Origin of the sequence: Snodgrassella gandavensis (assembly GCF_914768025.1) — a bacterium.
In the GTDB taxonomy this organism is placed as follows: domain Bacteria; phylum Pseudomonadota; class Gammaproteobacteria; order Burkholderiales; family Neisseriaceae; genus Snodgrassella; species Snodgrassella gandavensis.
This window is the reverse complement of record NZ_CAJZCE010000004.1, coordinates 172,830-198,187: the sequence shown is the minus strand read 5'-3', so window position 1 is coordinate 198,187 and position 25,358 is coordinate 172,830. Positions and strand designations below refer to the sequence as shown.

The 25,358-nt window shown below is 43.6% G+C and carries 23 protein-coding genes, 2 tRNA genes and 2 pseudogenes; 19 read left to right on the top strand and 8 right to left on the bottom strand.

What is annotated here, in order from left to right; genetic code table 11:
* Positions 1 to 52: 52 nt before the first annotated feature.
* From hisF to hisB, 6 genes and pseudogenes are all read right to left on the bottom strand, one after another.
* Positions 53 to 820: an imidazole glycerol phosphate synthase subunit HisF gene (hisF, locus tag MJ764_RS05095; RefSeq protein ID WP_239325198.1), complete on the bottom strand. Its 768-nt coding sequence runs from the start codon at positions 818 to 820 to the stop codon at positions 53 to 55.
* Between the two features lie 34 nt (positions 821 to 854).
* Complete coding sequence (locus MJ764_RS05090) at positions 855 to 1,181, bottom strand: hypothetical protein (protein ID WP_239325196.1); 327 nt, start codon at positions 1,179 to 1,181, stop codon at positions 855 to 857.
* A gap of 151 nt (positions 1,182 to 1,332) precedes the next feature.
* Positions 1,333 to 2,073 (bottom strand): 1-(5-phosphoribosyl)-5-[(5-phosphoribosylamino)methylideneamino]imidazole-4-carboxamide isomerase, encoded by a 741-nt coding sequence (gene hisA, locus MJ764_RS05085; protein ID WP_239325195.1) that lies wholly within the window; start codon positions 2,071 to 2,073, stop codon positions 1,333 to 1,335.
* A 51-nt stretch (positions 2,074 to 2,124) separates the two neighbouring features.
* Positions 2,125 to 2,772 (bottom strand): imidazole glycerol phosphate synthase subunit HisH, encoded by a 648-nt coding sequence (gene hisH / locus MJ764_RS05080; protein ID WP_239325193.1) that lies wholly within the window; start codon positions 2,770 to 2,772, stop codon positions 2,125 to 2,127.
* Between the two features lie 35 nt (positions 2,773 to 2,807).
* Entirely contained in the window at positions 2,808 to 2,981 is a 174-nt protein-coding gene (locus MJ764_RS05075; RefSeq protein WP_239325192.1) for a hypothetical protein, read from the bottom strand.
* A gap of 275 nt (positions 2,982 to 3,256) precedes the next feature.
* Positions 3,257 to 3,847: pseudogene (gene hisB / locus MJ764_RS05070) on the bottom strand (imidazoleglycerol-phosphate dehydratase HisB); the annotation flags it as partial.
* Positions 3,848 to 4,091: 244 nt separating this feature from the next.
* On the opposite strand from hisB, the gene MJ764_RS05065 reads away from it, so the two are divergent.
* The 15 genes and pseudogenes from MJ764_RS05065 to MJ764_RS11615 all read left to right on the top strand — a co-directional run.
* Positions 4,092 to 5,051 (top strand): PhoH family protein, encoded by a 960-nt coding sequence (locus MJ764_RS05065; RefSeq protein WP_239325189.1) that lies wholly within the window; start codon positions 4,092 to 4,094, stop codon positions 5,049 to 5,051.
* 146 nt (positions 5,052 to 5,197) lie between these two features.
* On the top strand, positions 5,198 to 5,623 hold the full coding sequence (locus tag MJ764_RS05060; RefSeq protein ID WP_239325187.1) for a DUF6678 family protein: 426 nt from the start codon (positions 5,198 to 5,200) through the stop codon (positions 5,621 to 5,623).
* 38 nt (positions 5,624 to 5,661) lie between these two features.
* On the top strand, positions 5,662 to 6,501 hold the full coding sequence (locus tag MJ764_RS05055; protein ID WP_239325186.1) for an SDR family NAD(P)-dependent oxidoreductase: 840 nt from the start codon (positions 5,662 to 5,664) through the stop codon (positions 6,499 to 6,501).
* A 346-nt stretch (positions 6,502 to 6,847) separates the two neighbouring features.
* The gene (acuI, locus tag MJ764_RS05050; RefSeq protein WP_239325184.1) at positions 6,848 to 7,840 is read left to right on the top strand and encodes an acrylyl-CoA reductase (NADPH); all 993 of its coding nucleotides are present in this window, start codon (positions 6,848 to 6,850) and stop codon (positions 7,838 to 7,840) included.
* 151 nt (positions 7,841 to 7,991) lie between these two features.
* The gene (locus tag MJ764_RS05045) at positions 7,992 to 8,597 is read left to right on the top strand and encodes a Maf family protein (protein ID WP_239325183.1); all 606 of its coding nucleotides are present in this window, start codon (positions 7,992 to 7,994) and stop codon (positions 8,595 to 8,597) included.
* Between the two features lie 36 nt (positions 8,598 to 8,633).
* Complete coding sequence (locus tag MJ764_RS05040; protein ID WP_239325182.1) at positions 8,634 to 8,876, top strand: hypothetical protein; 243 nt, start codon at positions 8,634 to 8,636, stop codon at positions 8,874 to 8,876.
* Positions 8,877 to 9,162: 286 nt separating this feature from the next.
* On the top strand, positions 9,163 to 9,774 hold the full coding sequence (locus tag MJ764_RS05035; RefSeq protein ID WP_239325180.1) for a LexA family protein: 612 nt from the start codon (positions 9,163 to 9,165) through the stop codon (positions 9,772 to 9,774).
* 10 nt (positions 9,775 to 9,784) lie between these two features.
* Positions 9,785 to 11,182, top strand: coding sequence for a 3'-5' exonuclease family protein (locus MJ764_RS05030; protein WP_239325179.1), 1,398 nt, complete (start codon positions 9,785 to 9,787; stop codon positions 11,180 to 11,182).
* Positions 11,166 to 12,434, top strand: coding sequence for a Y-family DNA polymerase (locus MJ764_RS05025; RefSeq protein WP_239325178.1), 1,269 nt, complete (start codon positions 11,166 to 11,168; stop codon positions 12,432 to 12,434). The genes MJ764_RS05030 and MJ764_RS05025 overlap by 17 nt, the downstream gene beginning before the upstream one ends.
* A gap of 171 nt (positions 12,435 to 12,605) precedes the next feature.
* Positions 12,606 to 14,057 (top strand): DUF3375 domain-containing protein, encoded by a 1,452-nt coding sequence (locus MJ764_RS05020; RefSeq protein WP_239325177.1) that lies wholly within the window; start codon positions 12,606 to 12,608, stop codon positions 14,055 to 14,057.
* The gene (locus tag MJ764_RS05015) at positions 14,054 to 14,842 is read left to right on the top strand and encodes a DUF4194 domain-containing protein (protein WP_239325175.1); all 789 of its coding nucleotides are present in this window, start codon (positions 14,054 to 14,056) and stop codon (positions 14,840 to 14,842) included. Before MJ764_RS05020 ends, MJ764_RS05015 begins: the two co-directional genes overlap by 4 nt.
* On the top strand, positions 14,835 to 18,230 hold the full coding sequence (locus tag MJ764_RS05010) for an ATP-binding protein (RefSeq protein WP_239325174.1): 3,396 nt from the start codon (positions 14,835 to 14,837) through the stop codon (positions 18,228 to 18,230). The genes MJ764_RS05015 and MJ764_RS05010 overlap by 8 nt, the downstream gene beginning before the upstream one ends.
* 169 nt (positions 18,231 to 18,399) lie before the next feature.
* Positions 18,400 to 19,590 carry a Wadjet anti-phage system protein JetD domain-containing protein gene (locus tag MJ764_RS05005; protein WP_239325173.1) on the top strand — a complete coding sequence of 397 codons (1,191 nt, stop codon included), beginning with the start codon at positions 18,400 to 18,402 and terminating at the stop codon, positions 19,588 to 19,590.
* Positions 19,591 to 19,951: 361 nt separating this feature from the next.
* The gene (locus MJ764_RS11515; protein WP_338053824.1) at positions 19,952 to 20,248 is read left to right on the top strand and encodes a cysteine hydrolase family protein; all 297 of its coding nucleotides are present in this window, start codon (positions 19,952 to 19,954) and stop codon (positions 20,246 to 20,248) included.
* Between the two features lie 15 nt (positions 20,249 to 20,263).
* A pseudogene (locus MJ764_RS11615) lies at positions 20,264 to 20,497 on the top strand (cysteine hydrolase family protein); the annotation flags it as partial.
* A 124-nt stretch (positions 20,498 to 20,621) separates the two neighbouring features.
* Here MJ764_RS11615 and MJ764_RS04995 read toward each other — a convergent pair.
* A tRNA-Lys gene (locus MJ764_RS04995) sits at positions 20,622 to 20,697 on the bottom strand.
* A gap of 2 nt (positions 20,698 to 20,699) precedes the next feature.
* Positions 20,700 to 20,775, bottom strand: a tRNA-Asn gene (locus tag MJ764_RS04990).
* Positions 20,776 to 21,388: 613 nt separating this feature from the next.
* Between MJ764_RS04990 and atoD the strand changes: the two genes are divergently transcribed.
* Genes atoD through MJ764_RS04970 form a run of 4 tightly spaced genes read left to right on the top strand, consistent with a single transcriptional unit; the run spans position 21,389 to position 25,265 of the window.
* On the top strand, positions 21,389 to 22,045 hold the full coding sequence (atoD, locus tag MJ764_RS04985) for an acetate CoA-transferase subunit alpha (RefSeq protein WP_239325171.1): 657 nt from the start codon (positions 21,389 to 21,391) through the stop codon (positions 22,043 to 22,045).
* 11 nt (positions 22,046 to 22,056) lie between these two features.
* Positions 22,057 to 22,722 carry a 3-oxoacid CoA-transferase subunit B gene (locus MJ764_RS04980; protein WP_239325169.1) on the top strand — a complete coding sequence of 222 codons (666 nt, stop codon included), beginning with the start codon at positions 22,057 to 22,059 and terminating at the stop codon, positions 22,720 to 22,722.
* Positions 22,719 to 24,065 carry a TIGR00366 family protein gene (locus MJ764_RS04975; RefSeq protein WP_239325167.1) on the top strand — a complete coding sequence of 449 codons (1,347 nt, stop codon included), beginning with the start codon at positions 22,719 to 22,721 and terminating at the stop codon, positions 24,063 to 24,065. The genes MJ764_RS04980 and MJ764_RS04975 overlap by 4 nt, the downstream gene beginning before the upstream one ends.
* Before the next feature lie 18 nt (positions 24,066 to 24,083).
* On the top strand, positions 24,084 to 25,265 hold the full coding sequence (locus MJ764_RS04970) for an acetyl-CoA C-acetyltransferase (protein ID WP_239325280.1): 1,182 nt from the start codon (positions 24,084 to 24,086) through the stop codon (positions 25,263 to 25,265).
* The last annotated feature ends 93 nt before the right edge of the window (positions 25,266 to 25,358 follow it).

Below are 25,358 nucleotides of genomic sequence, written 5' to 3'. Positions count from 1 at the left end.
ACAGCAATTGTCCTTATTTTCAGGTAAACATACAACTACCATCAAGCCTGAACTATACACGCATTTCAATACCTGCATGTTTCATGGCCATTTTGGCATCCTGAATACGCACTTCACCGAAGTGAAAAATACTGGCCGCCAGCACGGCATCAGCATGACCTACTAGCACACCTTCAATCAGATGCTCAATATTGCCCACACCACCGGATGCAATTACCGGTACGCTAACAGCATCACTTACAGCTCGGGTAAGAGATAAATTGAAACCGGCTTTGGTACCATCACGATCCATACTGGTCAACAGAATCTCACCAGCTCCACGCAATGCCATATTCCGTGCCCACATTACCGCATCCAAACCAGTCTGCTTGCGCCCGCCATGAGTGAAAACCTCCCAGCGCGTATTTTCAGCATCTACAGCCTTGGCATCTACAGCCACAACAATCGCCTGATTGCCAAAAAAAGCACTTGCTTCGTTAACCAGCTCGGGATTTGTCACTGCGGCCGTGTTAATCGACACTTTATCTGCCCCCGCATTGAGCAGTCGGCGTATATCTTCAATACTGCGCACCCCACCGCCCACGGTCAGCGGAATAAACACCTGACTGGCCACTGCCTCAATGACATGTAAAATCGTATCACGATTATCCGCACTGGCTGTGATATCCAGAAAAGTAAGCTCGTCTGCACCTTCATCATTATAGCGCTGAGCTATTTCCACAGGATTACCGGCATCGCGCAGGGAAACAAAATTAACGCCTTTCACTACACGGCCATTATCAACATCCAGACAGGGAATAATGCGTTTGGCTAAAGCCATGATATTATCTTTCTCAGCTATGCAATGGCAATAATTATTTCAGCAAATGCTCAACCAGAGCAGGTATATTGAGCTGTAAATAATAGTAGGCGACACCCGCTATTATCGAATAAATCACAGCACTTACATTACTGAGGCAAACAATATCAAATAACCACATGGCAATAAACACATAAACCCACTGCACCATCCATCCCACTAACCAGGCATTATTCACATCAGGCCAGGCATGTTGCATAATGCATTCTATCCCCATCATGGCCATAATAAATATACTGGCCTCAAAAAAATTCTGCCGTGAGCGATTCATCCCCAGAAATAACCATAACGCCAATATCAGCGAACCAAATATACTAGCCACCACACTGCCTCCCTAATTACTGTACTTAGTTATTTGTTATTAAATAAATTACAACAGCTTCCAACAATCCCAAGCATCAAACAATTATTATCAATATTTTTTACCAGAAACAGACTATCTGCTGTCTTACTGTATGCATAAAAGCTAGAAACTAATATTTATTCTGATCAGCCATGCGCTGGCCTGCTGCCAGATCAAGCGTGCCTTCATAAATAGCCCGCCCGACAATAGCACCAGCAACCCCCTGCCCAGCTACTGCACATAGCGCTTCTACATCCGCCATATTGGTTACACCACCGGATGCAATCACTGGCACAGAAGCTTCCCTAGCCAGCTTCACTGTAGCATCTATATTAACGCCGCCCATCATTCCATCACGACCAATATCAGTATAGATAATGCTGTTAACACCATCGTCTGCAAACCGTTTAGCCAGTTCAGTCACATGTAAATCAGTCACCGTTGCCCAGCCATCAATCGCAACCATACCCTCTTTAGCATCCAGCCCGACAATAATCTGCCCCGGAAAGGCTTCACATGCCTGCCGGACAAACTGTGGATTCTTTACCGCAGCAGTACCAATAATGACGTAACTCAGTCCCAGTCGTAAATACTGTTCAATGGTATGCAGATCACGAATCCCCCCCCCAAGCTGTACGGACACATTATCCGCCACTTGTTCCAGTATAGATTTGATGGAAATCATATTTTCTGGTTTACCAGCGAAAGCGCCATCCAGATCCACCAGATGTAAACGGCGCGCGCCCTGCTGGCACCAGTGCACAGCCATCTTTGCCGGTTCATCAGAAAACACTGTGGCTCTGTCCATCAGCCCCTGTTGCAGGCGCACACATTGTCCACCTTTTAAATCAATCGCTGGAATCAATAACATATCAAATTCGCATTACACCAACAAGTTAAACACCGCTACCATTAAATTAAACTAAAACGTACCATCCCACCGTAAAAAATTACCCAGCAAGCGCAAACCAGCCACATGGCTTTTCTCAGTATGGAATTGTGTAGCAAAAACATTATCTTTACCCACTATACAGGCAAAATCATTGCCATATTCTGCCTTACCCATAACAATGGACGAATCTTGCGGCAACAGATAATAACTATGAACAAAATAAAACCACTCATCCTGTGCCACCCCATCAAATAAAGGATGATTTTGAGTCTGATGTACACGATTCCAGCCCATATGAGGTATTTTCAACGGTCTTCCATCTGCACTTGTAACAGCCTGAAAACGCGGTACAGTTCCCTGAAACCAGCCTAATCCAGCAGTATCGCCTTCCTCACTGAATTCAAACAGCAATTGAGCACCAACACAAATACCAAAAAACGGTTTACGCCGTAAACCATCGGTCAGCGCCTCTGCCAGCCCGCTTTGCTGTAAAGCAGCCATACAGTCCGGCATGGCACCCTGACCGGGAAAAATAATTTTGTCTGCCGTGTATATCTCATCCGGTTCGGCCGTCAGAATAATTTCAGCCTGCGTCTGCTGTAGCTGACTTGCTGCCTGTACCGATTGCAGAACAGAGTGCAAATTACCCATACCATAATTGACAATGGCTACTTTCATCTTCGCATCTTTATTTTTATTAAAATCAACTGAACCTATATTGAACAAAACTTACCACGAATCCGATTATACTTAACGGGCTTTTTATAAAGAAACTGCCCATGCTCACCATCAATCATACCAATTGACCCAATACCGGCTACACTGGTTTTATCATTCGACTGACAGTTTAATTTATCTTTATCAAGCACATTTAAAGCACCTGCCATCTATTAGTCATGCCCCCAGAACCGGCAAAAACCAATAATGTAGTCACCATATTTTACAGGAAAACATTATCACAAATAAACAAATAAATATATAAATAAAAATATTATTTATATATATTAATCATAGTCAACTTTATATTTGCAAAAGTTCACATTTTGGTTATTGCTATATAGATAAAATCAACAGCAATATCAACAATATAATTAACTGAAGCACAAATAAAATTATCCGTTAATGTACACACATTAACGGATAGCCTATTCACTCAATAACATCAAGCAGTCAGCGTACCCTTGGTTGACGGCATCACCCCTGCCATGCGTTCATCCGCAGCCACAGCCATCCGCAATGCACGGCCAAATGCCTTGAAAATCGTTTCAGCCTGATGATGTGCATTCACACCACGTAGATTATCAATATGTAGTGTCATCATCGCATGATTCACCAAACCATGAAAAAACTCACTGAACAAATCAACATCAAAGCGTCCAATTAAAGCACGGGTAAACTCAACGTTATACACCAGCCCCGGCCGACCGGATAAATCCAGCACTACCCGGCTTAACGACTCATCCAGCGGTACATAACTGTGACCATAACGCGTAATCCCGCATTTATCCCCCAAAGCCTGTTTCAATGCCTGCCCCAACGCAATACCTATATCCTCAACCGTATGATGGTCATCAATATGTACGTCTCCGCGACAGCGGATATCCAGATCAATCAGACCGTGGCGGGCAATCTGATCCAGCATATGCTCCAGAAAGGGCACGCCAGTATCAAAATTCCCCACACCAGTGCCATCCAAATTAATGCTTATCTGTATTTTTGTTTCACTGGTATTACGTGTAATCTTCGCAGTTCGCATGCAATTATCCATTCACAAAATCATTTATATGCCTGTTAGCTTAAATTGCCAGCAGCATGCCTCCATTTACAGCCACAATCTATACTAACTCATGTTTACCGACAAGGCCGCTTAATCATTTGCTGTCATATCATCTTAAAAACAGCACCATTACCAGACATAACATTATCCGACAATTCACCCTTGCTTTCGACCAGCTTGACTACATATTAATAATTATTTAATTTCATTCAGCGTAATCATGAGTCAAACCAGCCATTATCAGCTTGAACAAATAGACAACACAGCCCTGCAACGTCTGTGTGGTGCACTAGACCAGCACATTATCAGTCTGGGCAAAGCTCTGAATCTTGAAATTACCCGCCGTTTCGACCATTTTACCTTGACCGGAAAACAAATCAGCGAGGGAATCAAAGCACTGGAAAATCTGGCCAGCATCGCGCGGGAACGTGATCTGAACGATAGCGATATTCAACTGGCCGCTGTAGAAGCCAAAACCAGCACTCACCAAGATACAGAACATCACGAGCCCAAAGTCTGGACATTACGCACCCGCCGCGGCAATATCGGTGGCCGTACGCCACGCCAGAATGGCTATATACAAGCATTGTTAAAACATGATGTGGTATTCGGTCTGGGTCCAGCCGGTACCGGCAAAACCTATCTGGCCGTGGCCGCGGCCGTAGATGCCATCGAAAAACATCAGGTAGAACGTATTGTTTTGGTACGTCCTGCCGTAGAAGCCGGTGAAAAGCTGGGTTTTCTGCCCGGTGATCTGGCACAGAAAGTCGATCCATACCTGCGCCCCTTATATGATGCCCTCTACGACCTGATGGGTTTTGACCGCGTCACCAAACTACTGGAAAAAGGGCTGATTGAAATCGCCCCCTTAGCCTATATGCGCGGACGTACACTTAACGGCGCTTATATTATTCTGGACGAAGCCCAGAATACCACACCCGAGCAAATGAAAATGTTCCTCACCCGCATAGGCTTTGGCGCCAAGGCAGTCATCACCGGTGATACCAGCCAGATTGACTTGCCCAAAAACATCAAAAGCGGCCTGAAAGACGCACGCGAAAAGCTCAACAACATTGACGGTATCTATTTTCACGTTTTCACCAGCGAAGATGTAGTCCGCCATCCTTTGGTGCAGAAAATCGTAGATGCCTATGATGCTGCGGCCGAAAAAGAGCAATAATCCACAATGGTGTTTATCAAAATAACCAGAATATTTAATCCACAATAATGGAATTCAATGATTTAAATGGTATCACTTCCTTATATAATGAATATAAACATTACATAACAGTGCATAAAGACATATAGCAACTAAAACAGAAAGTAGTGGAAATCATAGTAGCAAAACAATTTATTCCCATGATGAACGACCTCAAATGGATTAAATTGCAGCATGCTGTGAGCAGCTTAGCTTTCGAACCGCCTTATGTATTGCGCTGTATCGCAAATAAAGATAAAACCTGTCATACCTACTTAAACGAAGTACCAAACTGGCTAGGTGACTGGAGTAACTACTATCATGAAGGTATGCCTCCACTCTTTATGATTGAGTGGCTGAAAGTTCGACCACAACTAAGCCAGCATAGAGGCAGATTAATTGCCGATGCAATCATTGATGAAACCACTACATTCAGAGCAATCCTTGAACGCCTGCGTATCCCTTATGATGAAGAAGACAACATTTTTACCATTTATGGATATAAACAGGCTAAACATACAACCTTAGAAAATACATGCCATCCAGCATGTTAAACTAGAACCGTTAAAACGGATTTCAACCAAGTATAAACATGCAAAAAACTATCCTGATCACCGGCTGCTCCAGTGGCATTGGCTACGCCACAGCACAATTACTGCGTCAGGACAACTGGCGCGTTTATACAAGCTGCCGTCGCGCAGAAGATGTAGAACGCTTACGTGCCGAAGGTTTTCATAGTCTGCAACTGGATATCACTAATGACAAACAAATACAGACTGCTATCGAAACCGTAATCACTGAATTCGGCCGACTGGATGCCTTATTCTGCAATGCTGGCTATGGCCAGACTGGTGCTGCCGAAGACATCAGCCGCACAGCCTTGCAGGAGCAGTTCAACACCAATGTATTTGGTACTTGGCAATGCATCAATGCAGCCATGAAAGTCTTTCGCCGCCAGCAATATGGCCGCATTCTGGTTAACTCCAGCATACTGGGCTATGCAGCCATGCCATGGCGCAGTGCCTACATCAGCAGCAAATTCGCACTGGAAGGATTATGCGACACCCTGCGACAGGAAACTCATGCCAGCGGTATCCATATCAGCCTACTCGAACCGGGGCCAATTGCCACCCGCTTCCGCCCCAATGCTCTAGTCAAATTCAAACAGTATATAGATGTTGAAAACAGCGTACATCGTGCCGCCTATCAGGCGCAGCTCAACCGCCTGCAAACTGCTGGCGCTGTAGCACCATTTACATTAACTGCCGAACAATGCGCCAACGTCTGCGTACGCGCCCTGAATGCCCGCAAACCCAAAGCACGCTATCCGGTTACCGTACCGGCACATCTATTCTGGTATTTAAAAAAGCTCTTACCCATTAGCTGGCTGGACTGGCTGTGTCGTATTGCCGTCAGCAAGCAGGGAAAGTAACACTGAATCAACCAGCCCTCTTATCTTTACAGCAAACAAAAATCTTACCGCCATGACAAAACCATCCAGTACGCAACCATTATCCTGCTAAGGCCACAACACCCGAATTGCCCTTATCCACAGTAGCGTAAAAATGATGACCACGCATGGCTACATCAGTGCGGATATTAAAAGCAAGCATACTGAAAAAACAGGCGCACCCAAAAATTCTTTTTTACCATTATTTCAAAAATTTAGCCAAGATTATCCTGAAAACCGATTAATCTACTTCATAATGGATTGTAACCAGACAGCCTATAATAAAAATTAGACTCGCCGTCTAGTTATCAACAACAGGAATTCAACCATGTTAGCTAAAGCCATACTATTAGAAAAAAACCAGACCGCGTTTTCCTGTAACATCCAGAACATCACCGAAGAAGAGCTATTGCAGCAAACAGGCGATACCCTGCTGCAAATACAGTATTCCAGTTTAAACTATAAAGAGGCACTGGCCATCACCAATACTGGCCCAGTAGTACGACAGTGGCCGATGATACCCGGCATAGACGGCGTTGGAACCATCATCCACAGCAGCAGCAAACAATACCAGTCAGGAGACAGCGTCATCTTAAATGGCTGGGGCTGTGGCGAAACCCATTGGGGCTGCCTGAGCCAGTATGCCTATCTCAAGTCAGACTGGCTTATCCCCCTACCCACAGGTATCAGCGCCCAACAAGCCATGATTATCGGCACTGCCGGCTATACAGCCGCTCTGTGCGTTCAACGCATAATCGAACATGGCATTACCCCAGAACAGGGTAGCATCCTTATCACCGGTGCAACCGGCGGCGTGGGTTCAGTTGCCATCATATTACTCACCCAACTGGGCTACACCATCACCGCTGCCACCAGCAAAATCAACAATACAGATTACCTGCAACAACTGGGTGTGCAACATTTCATCGACAGCAAAACTCTGGCCTGCGCTGGCAAACCATTACAAAAAGAACAATGGGCAGCAGCCATTGACGTACTCGGTTCACACAGTCTGGCCAATATCTGTGCCCAAACCCAATATGGTGGCATCGTTACAGCCTGCGGCTTAGCACAGGGTATGGACTTTCCTGCAACAGTTGCCCCCTTTATCCTCAGAGGCATAACACTGGCCGGTATCGACAGCGTTATGGCAGCCCAGCCAAAACGCATTGCCGCATGGGATTTTCTAGCCAAACACCTGAACACCGACCAATTACAACACATTGGGCAAATTATTTCCCTGAACGAATGCCCTAAAATCGCACAAGACATCATCAGTGGTCAAACCAAAGGCCGCTTTATCGTCGACGTAAACCGTTAAGCTGACAACTAACAAAATACAAGTCACCACCCAGCCAACGCAGCCAGAACACAATACCCCATTACCAACAGCAAACAATGCAGCCTAAAGCAATGTTAAAATAACCACAGCAAACCCACACAATACACAATTATCTGCACCAAACAAGACAATGAACCCGCTAACCATCTATCTGGCTTCAGGCAGCCCGCGCCGGCGTGAAATCCTCACCAATCTTGGCTACCATGTCCTGCGCTTACCCGCAGAGATTGATGAAACACCTTATCCGGGCGAAAACGCAACAGATTACGTCCAGCGCATGGCGCGCATGAAAAACAGCGCTGCACTTACCACATGGCAACAAACCCAGCAGCAGCCACCAGAATTTCCCCTTATCAGCGCCGACACCACCGTCAGCCTGAATAACCTGATTCTGGGCAAACCGGCCAATACCGACGATGCATTCAGTATGCTCAAATTACTTTCAGGCCGCCAGCATCAGGTTCACACCGCAGTTTGCATTTACTGGCACAACCAAACCAGCCATATCCTGCAAACCAGCACCGTTCACTTTGCCTCCTTACAAAACGAACAGATTGCTGCCTACATTGCTACCGGCGAACCACTGGATAAAGCAGGAGCCTACGGCATTCAGGGGCTGGGTGGCATGTTAGTCGAACACATCAGCGGTAGCTTTACCGGCATCATGGGTCTGCCCGTATATGAAACCACCCTGCTACTCAGCCAATGCGGCTGTACACCACTAAACCAAGCATAATAAAATAATAAATCAGTCCCATACCAGCACAAAATCATGAAAACCTCTTCATTACTGCTCGTTTTCGTTATTACCTGCATGGTCGCCTGCTCACATCACGAAAACCAGCATAGTGCCAGTGAAGCCGCAGCCATCACCGCTTCAGACGTACAAAAAGCCCATCTGGAAACCATCACCACCCTCGACCAGATTGCGGATCAAATAGCCTCAGCCAGCAGCATACCAGCTTCACACAGCTATTCAGCCCAACCCGCTTCAGCGCACCTGCAACAGCAGTAAGCCCATTATCTGAAAGATTAATTTATCAGCATCAAACTCTTCTTAGATAAATAATTCATACACAGCTTAACCATAAGCCATCCAGTCAACAGCAATCAATAACAATTATTTAAAATAAACAATCAATTACAGAATCAGTTAACTTGCATCAACACAAGTAATATCCAACGGCATAAAGCATAAAAAAACAAACCATTACCAGCCATCCACAGCAAGCATAATTGACGCAGCAAAATCAAAATCCTACCATTCTTGATTAAATAACTTAATCAAAATGAGCAGACTAGTGGTTGATACAGCAGCAAAATCCAGTAGACACGGTGGTGCCAGAGCCGGTGCCGGACGCAAAGCCAAAATTGCCGGGCCGAAAATAGTCAAACGCATCCCCGTAAGCCTGATACCCACAGTAGAACACCTGATTAGCCAGCTAGCTAATACCCCGCTGCGCCCAGCGCAAAATCTGCCGGCCGATTGCTGGAAAATAGCCGACAACCTCAGCCAGCTAAACATCCCGTTAGCCACAGAAACCATTCCTGCTGGCTTTCCCAGCCCGGCAGAACCTTACATCAGCGATTATCTGGATTTCAACCAGTATCTGATAAAAAATCAGGCGGCCACCATTGCCGTACGCTGTGGCGGAGACTCCATGCACGACGCCGGCATCAGCCGCAACGACCTGCTTATCATCGATCGTTCCCTTACCCCTAAACACCGCGACATCGTCATGGCCGACTTGGGGAACGAATTCACCATCAAACGCCTGCACAAACTGAATAATGGCTGCATTGAACTGCATTCCGAAAACAGCAGCCAGACCTATCCCAACTTCAGCTTTAAAGAAGGCGACACCCTTACCATCGTCGGCATAGTCACCTACGTTATCAAACACATCCGCTAACCCAGAAATCATGTTTCCAGACCAGCAACTTGCCTTTGTCGACATCGAAACCACCGGTGGCCGTACCACCAGCGACCGCATTACCGAAATTGCCGTCGTCTACACCGAATCCGGCCAGCAGCAGCCACAGGTTTTCCATACCTTGCTCAATCCCAACGCCAGCATTCCCCCTTTCATTCAGGCACTCACCGGCATCAGCAACCAGATGGTAGAACAGGCACCGCATTTCAACGACGAAATTGCCGACCGGCTCAGCGTCATTTTCAAAGAGCGCATCTTCGTTGCTCACAACGTACGTTTTGATTACGGCTTCATCAAAGCCGCTTTCAAACGTCTGGGCAGAACCTTCAATCCGCAACAATTGTGTACCGTCAAACTGTCACGTCAGCTTTACCCTGAACACAAACACCACGGACTGGACAAAATCATTGCCCGTCATAACATCGACATGCACAACCGCCACCGAGCCTTTGCCGATGCACGCGCCATCTACGACTTCTGGCAGCAGCTCAAGCACAACTTTCCGGCCAGCACCCTGCATCAGGCCTGCAAAACCATTATGCAACGTCCCAGCCTGCCCGCCCATCTCAACAACGATGTCCTGAAAAACATCAGCGACGATTACGGCGTGTACCTTATATACGGCGACAACGACCTCCCCTTGTATATCGGCAAAAGCAAGCAAGTCAAAACCCGTCTGCTGAGCCATTTTGGTCAGGATGTGCACAACAGCAAAGAAATGAGCCTGTCACAGCAGGCCAAAAAAATCGACGTTATCCCCTGTAGTGGCGAACTAGATGCCCTGCTCACCGAATCGGCGCAAATCAAACAGCGCCAGCCTATCCTCAACCGCCGCCTGCGCCGCCAGAAAGACCTGTTCAGCTTCCAGCTCAGCACCAACACACACGGCTACGATACCCTGAACATCGTATCCATGCGTCACGTCCAGTTCAATGAGCAACAACGTTACTATGGCCTGTTTCACAGCAAAAGCGATGCCCAGAAAGCCATCAAAAGCACCATCAGCAACACCGACTTGTGCCTGCAAACTCTTGGTATCGAAAAAGGCAGCAGCAACCGCCCCTGCTTCCGCCACCAGCTACACCAATGCAGCGGAGCCTGCATTAACAAAATTACCGCCACTACCCACAACCTCAAACTGGCACTGGCCTTACAAAAAATCAAACTGGCTGCATGGCCATTTACCAGCTATGCCTACATCAAAGAACGGCAGAAATACCACATCTTCCACAACTGGATTTATCTGGGCAGCGCCAGCAACAGCGATGAACTGCACACCATCCTCAGCCAGCCACAAGGTCAACTGGATCGCGACGTTTATCAAATCATCCAGCAACACAAGCACCGCCTGCAAGCATTAAACCCCGCTCATGTTTGCCCTGATTGACGGCAATAACTTCTATTGCTCCTGCGAAAGAGTTTATCGCCCGGAACTCAAGCAACAGCCCATCATCGTCCTGAGTAACAATGATGGCTGCGTCATCTCCCGTTCCAGCGAAGCCAAAGACATCGGCATCAAAATGGGCATCCCCTATTTCCAGATTCAGCACCTCATACAGCGGGGCAAAATAACCGTTTTTTCCTCCAATTACGAACTGTATGCCGACCTGTCACGACGCATGATGAACACCATCGTCTCCCTCGTGCCGGCCATCGAAATCTACTCCATCGACGAATGTTTTGCCGACCTGCACGGCCTGAACAACCTGCACCAGCTCGGCCACAACATCCGCAACCGCATCCAGCAATGGGTAGGCATCCCCACCTGCGTCGGCATCGCCCCCACCCGTACTCTGGCCAAATTCTGCAACCATCTGGCCAAACGCCACCGCCACCATTTCAACGGCGTCATCGTCTGGACAGACTGGAATCCCAATATCCAGCAACGCGCCCTTGCCAGCACCCCTGTTAGCGAAATCTGGGGCATCGGCCGCAGAATCGGCCAAAAACTCGCTGCTCAAGGCATCCATACCGCCCTCGACTTCATCAACGCCCATACCCCCACCCTAAGAAAACAGTTCGGTGTCGTGCTCGAGCGCACCCAGCGCGAAATGCAGGGTATTCCTTGTAGCGAACTCATCATCAACGAAGCCAGTCGCCAACACATCGTTCGCAGCCGCAGCTTTGGCAACATAATTACCAGCCTCGACGGCCTGCAAGCTGCCATCAGCCACCACATCAGTGCTGGTGCAGCCAAACTGCGCCAACAAAACAGCCATGCCCATATCATCGGCGTTTTTATCTACACCAACCGCTTTCGCCACGACCAGTCCCAATACAACGGCTATCAGTTTATCAAACTGCCACAACCCAGTGCCGACACCCTCACCCTAAACCATATCGCCCAGAATCTGCTACGCAGCATCTACCGCCCCGGCCACGAATACAAAAAATGTGGTATCGAACTAAGCGGTATCGAACCAGCACAGACTTTCCAGCAACCGGACTTACTCTACTCCAGCGAGCACAACCACCGCTCCGAACTCATGAGCGCATGGGATAACATCACCAGCCGTTACGGCCGCAACAGCATTCAGCTTGGTAGCGAACTGCAATCCAGCCACTGGCACATGACCCGCACCCAACTCAGCCCATGCTATACCACCCAATGGCATGAATTACTAATAGTAACCAATTAAATTTCTTTAAAATTATTATCTTTAAACCACAGCATAATTAATGCTTATCCATATAAGCAGTTGTAAAAAAGTGAATAATTAGTAATGGAATTTGTCATATATCTGCTAACAATATGATTCAAATTTAAAATAGGTTAATATTAGATTTCCATTAGCATAAAAAATTAAATAATGAGCTTTTCACATTCACTGGCAAAATATAACCGCTTTTATAATGAAAGTAAGGTCTGGAAATTACTTAGAGCAACTACTGCCCCACTCATTCTTGCCTTTATTGAGCAATTGTTTTCTCCCGGTCAAAATGAAGTATCTTATAGTCAGGCTCGCGTATTACTAGATGCAGAACTGGAAGACAACCTGTGGGAAGCAGATACATCAGCATCCACCTATATTAATCAATGGATTAAAGATGGCTGGTTACGTGAAATGGACAATAAACTAACTAAAACCGATGCATGCGAAATTGCATTGCGTTTCTGTCAGGGATTCGACGAACGTAACATCAATATCAGCGCTTCACATCTACGGATTGTACAAGAGGCTGTTCGGGAACTGGTCATTGCATTAAGCGAAAATCCCGAAGAAAGAATTGCCCTGCTCAATCAGCGCAAAGCAGAACTGGAAAAAGAAATAGAAACCATACAAACCAAAGGTATCAAAACACTATCTGACCAACAACAACGAGAAAGATTACGAGAAATCTACCAACTTGCTTCCGTATTAACTAACGATTTCCGCTATGTTGAAGAGGAAATTCGCCGTCTAGATCAAAATATCCGCGTCAAAATGATAGAAAAAGATAATAATCGTGGAGCAGTATTGCAAACCATTATGGATCAGGAAGCCTTACTTGCCCAAAGCGACGCTGGCAGCGCATTTGAAGGATTCTTTCAACTACTTTGTGATTCAAACCGTTCAACCGAATTCAAAGAACAACTGGATATTATTCTCAACCAAACCTCAGCCAGTCACCTGCAACCACCACAACGTAAATTTCTCAAACGTTTATTACAGGAACTCAATCAGGAAAGTAAACATATATTTCAAATCCGTCGTCGAACAGAAGAAAGCCTGAAAACCTATATCGAAAGTGGCGCAGCACAGGAAAAACGTACTGTTGATCGTCTAATCACACAATTAGAACAACTAGCAGTCAATTTCACCAGAAATAAGATTAACTTTAAACAAGCTACTAGCCTAATATTACCTACCGGTAACATAGAAATTAACTCTCCCGATTCAATATCTTTAAAAGAACCCATAGAAGCAATACAAATCGCAGACATCACCGAACATACCAACTCAACCGCCCCAAGTGAAGCAATCATAATCTTACTAGATACAGTACAGATTAAAGAATTAGCTGCCACCATTTATCACAACCTTTGTACATTTGGACCATTAACTATCGCCGGTCTGGTTGAGAAAAAAGCAATTAACTTTGGACTGGAAGAACTCGTGGCCTATTTAAGGATTGCCCAGCATATTCAGGCAACCGAACTAAACACTAAAGAATCTATTATCATTCAGGATAAACAGGGAGTTCAGATAAAAGCCACTCTCCCCAAATACCTACTCAGTGCCTCACTTTTTCCTGCTAATCTGGAAGAGCTTTCACTATGAACCAAGAAGAAAATGACAAAAAATTATCAGCTGGCGAATTTTTTGATCAGCTTTGTGCAGAAATGATCCCCGTCGATTCTGTTAATCAACCAGACAATGAAATTATTAATAATGACACAGAATACGCACAGTCGCCAATATTGCAGCCTGACAATATCGCACAACCAGAGTCTAGCTTCCTACCAACAGAAGCCAGACATGCTTTAGTAGCCTTACTCAAACATGGTGTGATTTTAGCTGCGCAAAAAAACAATATATTTACTAGTATCTGTCATTATAAAGTTCAAATAGAGACTCATTTAGCCAATATATATCTAAAATTAATATTAGATCAGCCCTACGGAATAGCTTATGTAGCCCAAATGAATGAGGCCATAGAAGAAAATGATGAAATACCGTTATTAATTAATAAGCGACAACTGACAGTTCATGACACATTAATATTACTGGTCCTGCGTAAATACTTTCAGGAACGAGAAGCGATAGGTGAAAGCAAAATAATTATTAGTTTTGAGCATATTGAAGAACTTTTAACCCCCTTTTCATCCCTAACTAATCATTCGACACTTGAAAAAAAGGCTCTTAACGCCGCACTAAGCCGCATGAAAGAGCGTCATATACTGGCAAACGTACGAGGCAGCGAGGATCGTTATGAAATCACACCCATTATCCGCTATATTGTTAACGCCAGTTTTTTGGAAAACATGCTTACAGAGTACAGAAAATTAAGCGAAAAAGCACAGTCCGATACAGTAGAAGCAGAGAAAGAAGAATCAAATGAATAAACCCATGATAGATAATGAGCTATTCAAAGTTGGTCAAATTCGCTTACATGAACTATCTGTGTATAACTGGGGATCATTCCATGGTTTGCATACAGCCAAAATCGATCCGGTTGGTACACTGGTAACCGGCGATAACGGCTCGGGTAAAACCACACTTATTGATGGATTGATGGCATTACTACTGCCAGCCGGACGCGCCAGTTTTAACGTTGCCGCAGCACAAGGTGATCGCAGCGACAGAACCCTGCTTTCATATATGCGTGGCAACTTCGGTTCAGCACATGATGGCGCCAAAACCAAAGTAAAAAGCAAACGCAACCAATCAGTTATCACAGGATTACGCGCCTGTTATCTAGCTGATGACGGTAATTACATCACACTGGCCGTATTATTTTGGGCAGCGCCTTCTGCAACCTCTTCAGCAGATATCAATCGTCACTACGTCATTGCCAATCGCAACCTTCAGCTTAAAGAATTACTGGAACACTTTAAAGATGGTGAACGACGCCTACTGAAACAGAGATTAAATAATGATGCAACAATTGCTTATTCAAACGACAATTTTTCTGACTATCAGGCACTCTACCGAAAATTGCTGCACATGGATAACAAAAACACCCCTGCTCTATTATCCCGAGCCCTAGGTTTAAAAAAAATCGACGACTTAACAGCCCTGATTCGTGAGCTCGTACTTGAACCAAGCGAAATCAAAGAAGAAGCCCGTAAAGTTGTAAAAGAATTTGCAGACTTAGAAACTACACATGCACAACTGCTTGACGCAAAAGAGCAGCAACGACATTTGATTAAATTACCTGAACTCAATCAGAAATATAATAATTGTCTAGAAATCTCAGATAACCTTGAACAGGAAAAAAACGGATTAACAGCCTATTTTGGCGAACTAAAATGTCAACTCTACACCAACGAGCTTCAGCAGCTTCAAAAACAAATTGATCACTTACAACAAAAGCTCGACGAACTAAATCAAAATGAGCAAGAGTTAAAAAGCCAGGTCGAAAATTACCATGCAGCTTATCTTCTCGCTGGTGGCGAGAGCATTGAACCACTAAAAAAACAGCGTAAACAAGTACAACTTGAATTAGAACGCGTAAATCTACAGGCATCAAAATATCAGAAGGAAACCCAAACATTAGGGTTAAATCCAGAACTGGTTCGAATACAATTTGAAAACAACCAACAGCTAGCAACAGAAAAACTGCAAAACCTAAAGCAGGATACCCAAAATGCCCAAGATAGATTTGGACACGTCAGTGGCGAATTAAGCAACTTACAAGCGCAACTCAACCAAACCCAAGAACAAATTACCGGAATTAAGGCAAGACCAGATTCCAATATTGCACTCAAATTTCAACAGCTCCGCGATGAAATGATTGCATCACTAAATTTAACAATCGAACAATGTCGCTTTATTGGCGAATTAATTAACGTTAAAGAAAGCGAAAGGGATTGGCAAGGAGCCATTGAAAGAGCATTAGGTGGGCTCAGAACTACCATGATTGTTCCTTATAACGTTGTCTCACAAGTAACACGCTGGTTAAACACCCGTCACACTGGCTTGCATGTCAGAGTACAAGTCGTACCAGAATTATTTCAACACCAAAAAATAAGAGCCGAATTTAAATCGGAAGGCTATTTAAACAAATTAATCTGGCGCGATCATCCTTATCGGGACTGGTTAAAAAAGCATTTGCAGCGTTTCGATTTAACTTGTGTAGATTCTACCGAAGAGCTGGATAAAACGCCTTTTTCCATCACACAGGCAGGTTTAATCCATCTGGAACAGGGTCGTTTTGAAAAGAAAGATCAGAATAAAATAAATGATCAAACAGTTTGGCAACTAGGCTTTTCCAACAAAGCACGACTAGCGATATTAGAACAGGACTTAACCTTACTGACACAAAAATTAGAAGCGCAGGAACAAATCGTTCTGCAAAAGCGTAACGATTTAGACATAATCGGAGAGCAGAAACAGCTATGGCAAAAATTACAAGATTACTGCTGGGAAGAGATTGATCTACCAAGGCAGCAAGCTAAACTCAGTAGAATAGAAAAAGAATTAGCTGAACTATTACAAAACGGCAATGATTTAAACCAAGCACAATTACGCTGGGAAACGGCCAAAACAGACTTACAACAATTACACGAACAAGAATTACAACTCAATCAGGAACAAGGGAGTAGAAATAACGAGCTGGAAAACATAAAAAGAGAACTTCAGCGCGCACAAGATGATGCAGATCAAGGCATTGAACACATAGTAAGACAACTATTAAATCATCGTATTGGTCAATATAATGATGACATATTGCCATCACTAATCAAAAAACAAAGTTTTTACCTAAAACAGATTGAAGATTCATTGAAGGAAAAAAACCAAGAAAATGAAAAAACGCGCGACAACCTGATTCGTGTCATGTCATATTTTAAATCTCGCTGGCCTATAATCGCCAACGATTGGAATACAGACATTGCAAGTATTGCAGATTATATAACTCATCTGCTCGAACTGGAGCAGGAAGGACTGCCACAATTACAGGAACGTTTTAAAAAACGTTTAAATAAACACACAACACAATCACTGGCCAGAATCCAGCAACAGTTAGATGCAGAAAAAAATGAAATAAAAGAACGTATTCAGGTTATTAATACCGTATTAAAACGTACCGAATTCAGAAAGAATACATATCTTAAATTAAATACCAAAAATGATAAACATTCCAATGTAATAGAATTTTCAGAGACACTTAAGAAGGCTCTAAGTAGTTTTAATAGTGATGACCATGAATATCAATTTAATACATTAAAAAAAATAATCTCACTGCTGGATAAAGCCAGCAATACAGCCTCAGCAAACACATTAGAAAGCTTGCGCTTACTTGATCCACGTTATCAGATGTCATTTTTTGCAGAAGAACTAGATAATGAAACCGCAGCTGTTATAGATGTACTGGAATCATCCAGTGGTAAATCGGGTGGTGAAAAAGAATCGTTTGCCGGCACCATTGTCGCAGCCAGCCTAGCCTATGCACTAACACCAGATGGGCATGATAAACCTGTTTACTGCACAGTATTTTTAGACGAAGCATTTTCCAATACCGCAGAAACAGTCAGCCGTCGAGTTTTAAATGTTTTTAAAGCATTGCATATCCATATCAATTTGATTACACCTTATAAAAACCTTAACCTAGCACGCGAAACAGCACACTCCCTGCTCATTGCCGAGCGTAACCAGCAAACTCATGAAAGTCATTTATGCGAAGTAACTTGGGAAGAGATAGATACACAACTAGCACAAATAAAAAATCCTGAAATTATCAAACAAGTCCAATCATTAGGAATTGAACTTACCCCAATCAAATATACTTAACTTCATATTTCTTATGACGTGCCCGAATGCTCAACATAGAAAACCGAATTCATGGAAAACCTAACAAACAAAACACCGCAGGTATGAATATGATCCATTACACTATAAATTTTAAAGTGAATTACAGCAATATTAACCGCATCTGAACATACCTAGAGACAATCAGAATATGACAGAATTAAGCCCCAAATGGGGTAAACTTCCAGCGGAAGTTTACACACAAATCAAAAAACGGGAATGGGATCACCCAAAGCATCTCAAAGAGCGCTTACTGAATCAGCGTCAGTTTCCAATTGAAATTTCCTTGCTGCCACCATCAGGTAATCAGGTACTTGATAACATGATGCATTTTAAAAATTTCATTAATCAATGGGACAAATACCCACAACAACAATGGATAAACTGGCAAAAAAAAACATTAAATAAGGTCTGTCAACAACGCATACCTACCAAGCTAATACTTAAAAATCGAACCGAACTATTTGAATTTTTAGGTTCAGAGGTACAACAAGAAGTCCACAAATGGGAGAAAGTAATACAACCATTAATAGAATTTGAGAAACGCTTTTACCCAGTTTTAATTGACCATTTATCCATTGTTCAACAGCTAACTGTCCAACAATCGGATAATATCATTAATATATTAAAACAGCTATATCCAGGCATGGGTACTGGCTCATATCTGCGTTCCCTACCTTTACATGGAATTGATACCAAATTTTTGGAAAATAACACAATATTAATCAGTGCTTTACTTGATGTTTTGCATAATGACGCAATCACAAAAACAGGTGGTTTGCTTAACTGGCTCGGATGCCTAGAGAACCCTAAAGGCTGGCTAATGGTCAAACCATTATGCAAAAAAGCACAAAGTGCTTTAGCTGAACTACCCATCTTACAAATGGATCAACATACACTGATGAAATATGAACTACCTGCTAATAACATTTTAGTAGTCGAAAATATTCAGTCAGGTTTAGCATTACCCCAACTACCAGATAGCATTGCCGTTTTTGGTGGAGGCAACAATGTTAGCTGGCTTTCTGCACCATGGTTAAGACAAAAAAAAGTAGGATACTGGGGAGATATTGATAGCTGGGGATTAAAAATATTGAGCCAGGCTAAAATGCTTTGCCCGCATATTCATACATTGATGATGGATGAAGAAACATTATCTAGACATCACTATTACATGACAAAAGAATTGGAATCTTATTATGATATTCCAACTCACCTGAATCCAGCAGAAAAAAAACTGTTTACTATACTACAATCCGGGAAATACGATGACAATCGCCTAGAACAAGAACGTTTACCAAATGATTATATTCTTACCAAATTACAAGATTGGCTTTTATAATTATTTATCATACTAATAAAAGCTAAAAAACAGGATAAATTTATATGATTTCCTAGCTTTCTTATTTTTCCTAAAAAGATTTTGATAGTCCGTAAACTATTCAAACAATCGGCCAACAGAACAGCATTCCCAAATTTTTATTTAAAAATTTTATTTTATTATAAATATTACTTAAAACCTTAGCCATATTTATTGATAGACAACTATTACTCTTCACGCCTCAAATTGGCCTATTCGCTAAATCGAAAATGCTTTTAATTTTGAAATCGTTCAAAGTACATCTACTCAATACAATAACTAAATACTAAATAGGTACAATAGTAATACTGAAAAATACAGACTAACAAGAACAAAATGACATATGAAAGCACTAATTTCAATTGATTGCACCAATGCCTTTATCGCCACAGATGGCGCGCTAACAACCGGATTGGCGGGACAATCAATTGAAGAAGAAATAGTGAATGTGGCCAGAACATTTATTGAGCAAGGCAATTTTGTGGTAATTGCCATTGATGCCCATCAACCAGATGATCGGTATCATCCAGAAAATAAATTATTTCCATCACACAACATCATCGGCACAGAGGGGCAGGATTTATATAGTTCATTGAAGCAGCTGTACACAATAAACCAATTTAATCCGCAAGTTTACTGATTAAACAAGCGTCATTATTCAGCATTCAGTGGTACTGATCTGGATTTACGCCTGCGTGAAAGAAACATCACACAAATACATATAACTGGAGTATGTACAGACATTTGTATTTTACATACCGCAGTTGATGCTTATAACCTTAATTATAAAATAGTCAGCCATCAACATACCGTTGCCAGCTTTGATGCTACAGGACACAACTGGGCTTTAAAGCATTTTCAAAATACTTTAGGAACCAGCCTAATCTAATCATTCTGATTAGCTCACAAATTATGATAATGAACAAACAACCAGATTAATTAAGGTTTGTGTAGATACAAAAAAACCTCATCAGCGTGAGGTTTAATTCACCTTACCGTTAAGTAAGGGTTTTTGGTGGGTCGTGAGCGATTCGAACGCTCGACCAACGGATTAAAAGTCCGCTGCTCTACCGACTGAGCTAACGACCCTTTGGCTCCCCGACCAGGGCTCGAACCTGGGACCTGCGGATTAACAGTCCGTCGCTCTACCGACTGAGCTATCAGGGAAAGGAAGAGCGCATTATAGGGAGCATTATTAAACTCGTCAAGCATTTTTGGCTACTTCTACCCTAAAACAGGCCATAAATAATGCAAATATTTGGTAGTTATAGATATTTAATTGCAATTATTGCTTTGCTTTATTAATTGCACGGCTGGATATATCGTATTTGCCTCATTATCTGCTTCTGCTGTTGTTCCAGCTTGCCACCAATCTGGAACCATACTACTTGATTCATTAACCTCAAATGCATACTGGATGGGTTTATCCAGATTAACAGCAATGCTTTTTAATAACTATAAAAAATGATTAATAGCCGATACAGCTCAGACGGCAAAACTATTTATTTTGCTTCTAAGCGTGGCGGGCTATGGCTACCGCACTTATTCACCAATGATTAATGAGTATTATCTTGTTTTCTTTATGCAATTTTTTTTGCGCTCAAGTGCAGATTTCTGCACTGCTTACAGCATAAATCTATTTAACAAAATAAATTTATATTTAAAAATCAATATATTATATTTTTAACTTTATGACGCCAAACTGGTACATGAATTGCAATAGTAAAGCAGCCTGCTTTTAAGCAAAGATAAATGTCTAACATGTAACAAGGAGTCGTTGATGCAAAAAAAATTAATCACTACCGATAAAATCCGGGATTTCCTTAAAGACGGTATGACGATTATGTTTGGCGGTTTTATGGGGTGTGGTACGCCGTCAAAGATTGTCAATGCGATTCTGGAATCAGGTATTAAAGACATAACGCTTATCGGTAACGATACAGCCTTTGTTGATACTGGTGTTGGCCCACTAATTACCAATAATCAAGTGAAGAAAGTAATTACTTCCCATATTGGCACCAATCGTGAAACAGGCAGAAAAATGATTGCCGGAGAGATTGAAGTTGAGCTGGTACCTCAAGGTACGCTGGCTGAACGCATCCGCTGCGGCGGTGCCGGATTGGGTGGTGTTTTAACACCTACCGGCGTCGGTACGATTGTTGCTGATGGCAAGCAAATTTTATCAGTTAATGGTCGTGAATATTTACTTGAGCTGCCGCTGCGGGCTGATTTAGCCATCATCCATGCTCATCAGGCTGATTATAACGGTAACCTGATTTATCAATATGCCGCACGTAATTTCAATCCTCTGATTGCTACCGCTGCCGATACCGTGATTGCTCAGGTTAATGAGCTGGTAAAAGTTGGTCAAATTCATCCTGATGCCGTGATGACACCAGCAGCATTAATTGATTTTATGGTTAGCACTAACGATTAAGGAAAAAGACAATGGATAAAAAAGAATTAATTGCTCGCCGTGTTGCTCAGGAACTGCGTGATGGTGATGTTGTTAATCTGGGGATTGGTTTGCCAACACAGGTAGTTAACTATTTACCAGAAGGTATCAATATTACTCTGCAATCAGAAAATGGCTTTCTCGGACTAGGGCCGAAAACCGTGGACGAACCCAATATTGTCAATGCGGGTGGACAGCCCTGTGGTGTTGTTCCCGGCGCAGCCATGTTTGATAGTGCATTTTCTTTTGCGCTGATTCGGGGCGGGCATGTGGATGCCTGCGTACTCGGGGGACTGGAAGTTGATCAGCATGCCAATCTGGCAAACTGGATGGTACCGGGCAAAATGATACCGGGCATGGGCGGCGCAATGGATCTGGTTACTGGGGCAAAAAAGGTAATTATTGCCATGGAACATTGCACTAAAACCGGCGAACCTAAAATCCTGCCTGAATGCAGTTTACCGCTTACGGCCAAAGGCAAGGTGAGCATGATTATTACTGAGCTGGCAGTATTTGAATTCAGAAATGGGCAACTGTATCTGATTGAAACGGCTGAAGGAGTAGATATTGATACAGTGAAAGCGCATACCACAGCAGAATTTATTGTCGCGGATGATCTGCAAACGATGTCCATTGCTACAGGGGCACAGGCTTTATGATTTCACGTTTATCCAGACATACTACCAATCTGGTGAGTAAATACCTGCCCGATCCTTTGATTTTTGCTTTACTGCTTACCTTTATCATTTTTTTTATGGCCTGGGGTTTAACCGATTCCCAACCGCTCGGTCTGGTAAAAATGTGGGGGGATGGCTTCTGGAACTTATTGGCCTTTGGCATGCAGATGGCGCTGATTGTGGTTACCGGCCATGCTTTAGCCAGCTCACCACCAGTTAAATCTGTTTTGGTTTCTATTGCCTCACTGGCCAAAACTCCTACTCAGGCAGCGATGCTGGTAACTTTTGTGGGTTGCATTGCCTGTATTCTAAACTGGGGCTTCGGGCTGGTTGTAGGCGCGATGCTGGCCAAGGAAGTCGCCCGACAGGTTAAGAATGTTGATTATGGCTTGCTGATTGCCTGCGCTTATATTGCCTTTATGACATGGGGTGGTGGTTTGTCCGGTTCAATGCCTTTAATGGCGGCAACTCCCGGCAATCCGGTTGCACACCTTATGGTTACTGAGTCCAATCCACAGGGTATTGTGCCGATTTCACAAACAATGTTTTCTGCCAGTAATATTTTTATTACCACCATGCTGATTATCTGCTTACCTCTGCTGGTACGCTTTATGGTCAGAACCGACGGCAAGGTAAATGTGGTTGACCCTGAGTTACTGGCACCGGAACCTGATTTTCAACGTAAACTTGACCGGAAAACGGCCACCGTAGCTGAAAAGCTGGAAGAAAGCAAACTGCTCTCTTTACTGGTAGGTACACTGGGTATCAGTTATCTGCTGATTTACTTCCATCACAGTGGTTTTAATATCACAATTAATACCGTTAATCTGATTTTCCTGACTGCTGGTGTTTTATTGCACCGTACGCCTATGGCCTATATGCGTGCGGTATCCAATGCAGCCAGAAGCACAGCCGGTATTGTTATTCAGTTCCCGTTTTATGCGGGCATTCAATTGATGATGGAACATTCCGGTCTGGGCGGTCTGATTACTGAATTCTTTATCAATATTGCCAGCAAGGATACCTTCCCTATCTGGACATTCTTCAGCTCCGGCATTATCAACTTTGCCGTACCTTCAGGTGGCGGTCACTGGGTTATTCAAGGGCCATTTGTCATTCCTGCTGCGCAGGCTCTGGGGGCTGATTTAGGTAAATCCACGATGGCAATTGCCTATGGCGAGCAGTGGATGAATATGTTGCAGCCATTCTGGGCATTACCTGCACTGGCAATTGCCGGACTCGGGGTGCGGGACATTATGGGTTACTGCATGACGGCATTAATTTTCACTACGCCCATATTCCTGATTGGCTTGTACTTTTTCTAAATAAAAAGGGTGTTTATGATGACAAAAACCGTAATAGTTAGTGCTGCCCGCACAGCCATCGGCAGTTTTAATGGTGCACTTGCCACGGTGAGTGCGCTTGATTTAGGCAAAACCGTTATTGATGAAGCATTGAAACGTGCTGCGATTGATGCCGGTTTGGTGAATGAAGTTATTATGGGTAATGTGCTACAGGCCGGACTGGGGCAAAACCCTGCCCGTCAGGCTGCACTGGGTGCAGGTATTCCCAGTACAGTACCCGCATTTACCGTTAATAAGGTATGTGGTAGTGGCCTTAAATCGGTTGTACTGGCCACACAAAGCATTTTAACTGGCGACAATGATATTGTTGTGGCCGGTGGAATGGAAAACATGTCTCAGGCTCCCTATCTGCTTGGCAGCAAAGCACGATGGGGGCTGAAAATGGGGAATGCGGAACTATATGACACAATGGTGAATGATGGTTTAACCTGTGCCACCAATCATTATCATATGGGAATTACGGCGGAAAATATTGCCGAACAGTATGCTATCAGCCGGCAGGAACAGGATGAGCTGGCACTGCGTTCCCAGCAGCTTGCCACTCAGGCCATTAATAATGGCGAATTCATCGAAGAAATTGTGCCGGTGACCATCAGTTCACGTAAGGGCGATATTATCTTTAAACAGGACGAATACCCCAAAGCAGATACCAGTCTGGCCGGTCTGGCCAAACTCCGACCTGCCTTTAAAAAAGATGGCACAGTCACAGCCGGTAATTCTTCAGGCATTAATGATGGTGCAGCAGCCATAGTACTGATGTCAGAAACCAGAGCCAAAGAGTTAGGCTTAAAACCACTGGCGTATATTCGCAGCTATGCTTCAGGTGGTGTAGATCCGAGCGTAATGGGACTGGGGCCGGTACCAGCAACCCGACTGGCTCTACAAAAAGCAGCACTGGAATTGTCTGATATTGATTTAATTGAAGCAAATGAGGCTTTTGCTGCTCAATTTCTCGGTGTTGGGCGCGAACTGAATTTTGATATGGATAAAACCAATATTCATGGCGGTGCCATTGCCCTCGGCCATCCTATTGGTGCTAGCGGCGCACGTATTCTGGTTACCCTGCTTCATTCCATGCTTCATCGTGATAAACAACTGGGACTGGCAACATTATGTATTGGTGGCGGACAGGGTACGACTGTTATTCTGGAACGCTGTTAACAACCACCAAATAATACTAATGATTATATCTGGTTAGCAGATATGTATTAGATTAGGCAATCAGGCAGTATTGGATTTATCTGATATTGCCTG

Coding starts and splice junctions, on each gene's coding strand:
- MJ764_RS04980 (WP_239325169.1), top strand. CDS start 22,057: ATGGATAAAAAAGAATTAATTGCTCGCCGTGTTGCTCAGGAACTGCGT.
- MJ764_RS05045 (WP_239325183.1), top strand. CDS start 7,992: ATGAACCCGCTAACCATCTATCTGGCTTCAGGCAGCCCGCGCCGGCGT.
- MJ764_RS05005 (WP_239325173.1), top strand. CDS start 18,400: ATGACAGAATTAAGCCCCAAATGGGGTAAACTTCCAGCGGAAGTTTAC.
- MJ764_RS05055 (WP_239325186.1), top strand. CDS start 5,662: ATGCAAAAAACTATCCTGATCACCGGCTGCTCCAGTGGCATTGGCTAC.
- MJ764_RS04970 (WP_239325280.1), top strand. CDS start 24,084: ATGACAAAAACCGTAATAGTTAGTGCTGCCCGCACAGCCATCGGCAGT.
- MJ764_RS05040 (WP_239325182.1), top strand. CDS start 8,634: ATGAAAACCTCTTCATTACTGCTCGTTTTCGTTATTACCTGCATGGTC.
- MJ764_RS05010 (WP_239325174.1), top strand. CDS start 14,835: ATGAATAAACCCATGATAGATAATGAGCTATTCAAAGTTGGTCAAATT.
- hisA (WP_239325195.1), bottom strand. CDS start 2,073: ATGTTATTGATTCCAGCGATTGATTTAAAAGGTGGACAATGTGTGCGC.
- MJ764_RS05065 (WP_239325189.1), top strand. CDS start 4,092: ATGAGTCAAACCAGCCATTATCAGCTTGAACAAATAGACAACACAGCC.
- hisF (WP_239325198.1), bottom strand. CDS start 820: ATGGCTTTAGCCAAACGCATTATTCCCTGTCTGGATGTTGATAATGGC.
- MJ764_RS05020 (WP_239325177.1), top strand. CDS start 12,606: ATGAGCTTTTCACATTCACTGGCAAAATATAACCGCTTTTATAATGAA.
- MJ764_RS05015 (WP_239325175.1), top strand. CDS start 14,054: ATGAACCAAGAAGAAAATGACAAAAAATTATCAGCTGGCGAATTTTTT.
- hisH (WP_239325193.1), bottom strand. CDS start 2,772: ATGAAAGTAGCCATTGTCAATTATGGTATGGGTAATTTGCACTCTGTT.
- MJ764_RS05075 (WP_239325192.1), bottom strand. CDS start 2,981: ATGGCAGGTGCTTTAAATGTGCTTGATAAAGATAAATTAAACTGTCAG.
- MJ764_RS11515 (WP_338053824.1), top strand. CDS start 19,952: ATGAAAGCACTAATTTCAATTGATTGCACCAATGCCTTTATCGCCACA.
- atoD (WP_239325171.1), top strand. CDS start 21,389: ATGCAAAAAAAATTAATCACTACCGATAAAATCCGGGATTTCCTTAAA.
- MJ764_RS05030 (WP_239325179.1), top strand. CDS start 9,785: ATGTTTCCAGACCAGCAACTTGCCTTTGTCGACATCGAAACCACCGGT.
- MJ764_RS04975 (WP_239325167.1), top strand. CDS start 22,719: ATGATTTCACGTTTATCCAGACATACTACCAATCTGGTGAGTAAATAC.
- acuI (WP_239325184.1), top strand. CDS start 6,848: ATGTTAGCTAAAGCCATACTATTAGAAAAAAACCAGACCGCGTTTTCC.
- MJ764_RS05025 (WP_239325178.1), top strand. CDS start 11,166: ATGTTTGCCCTGATTGACGGCAATAACTTCTATTGCTCCTGCGAAAGA.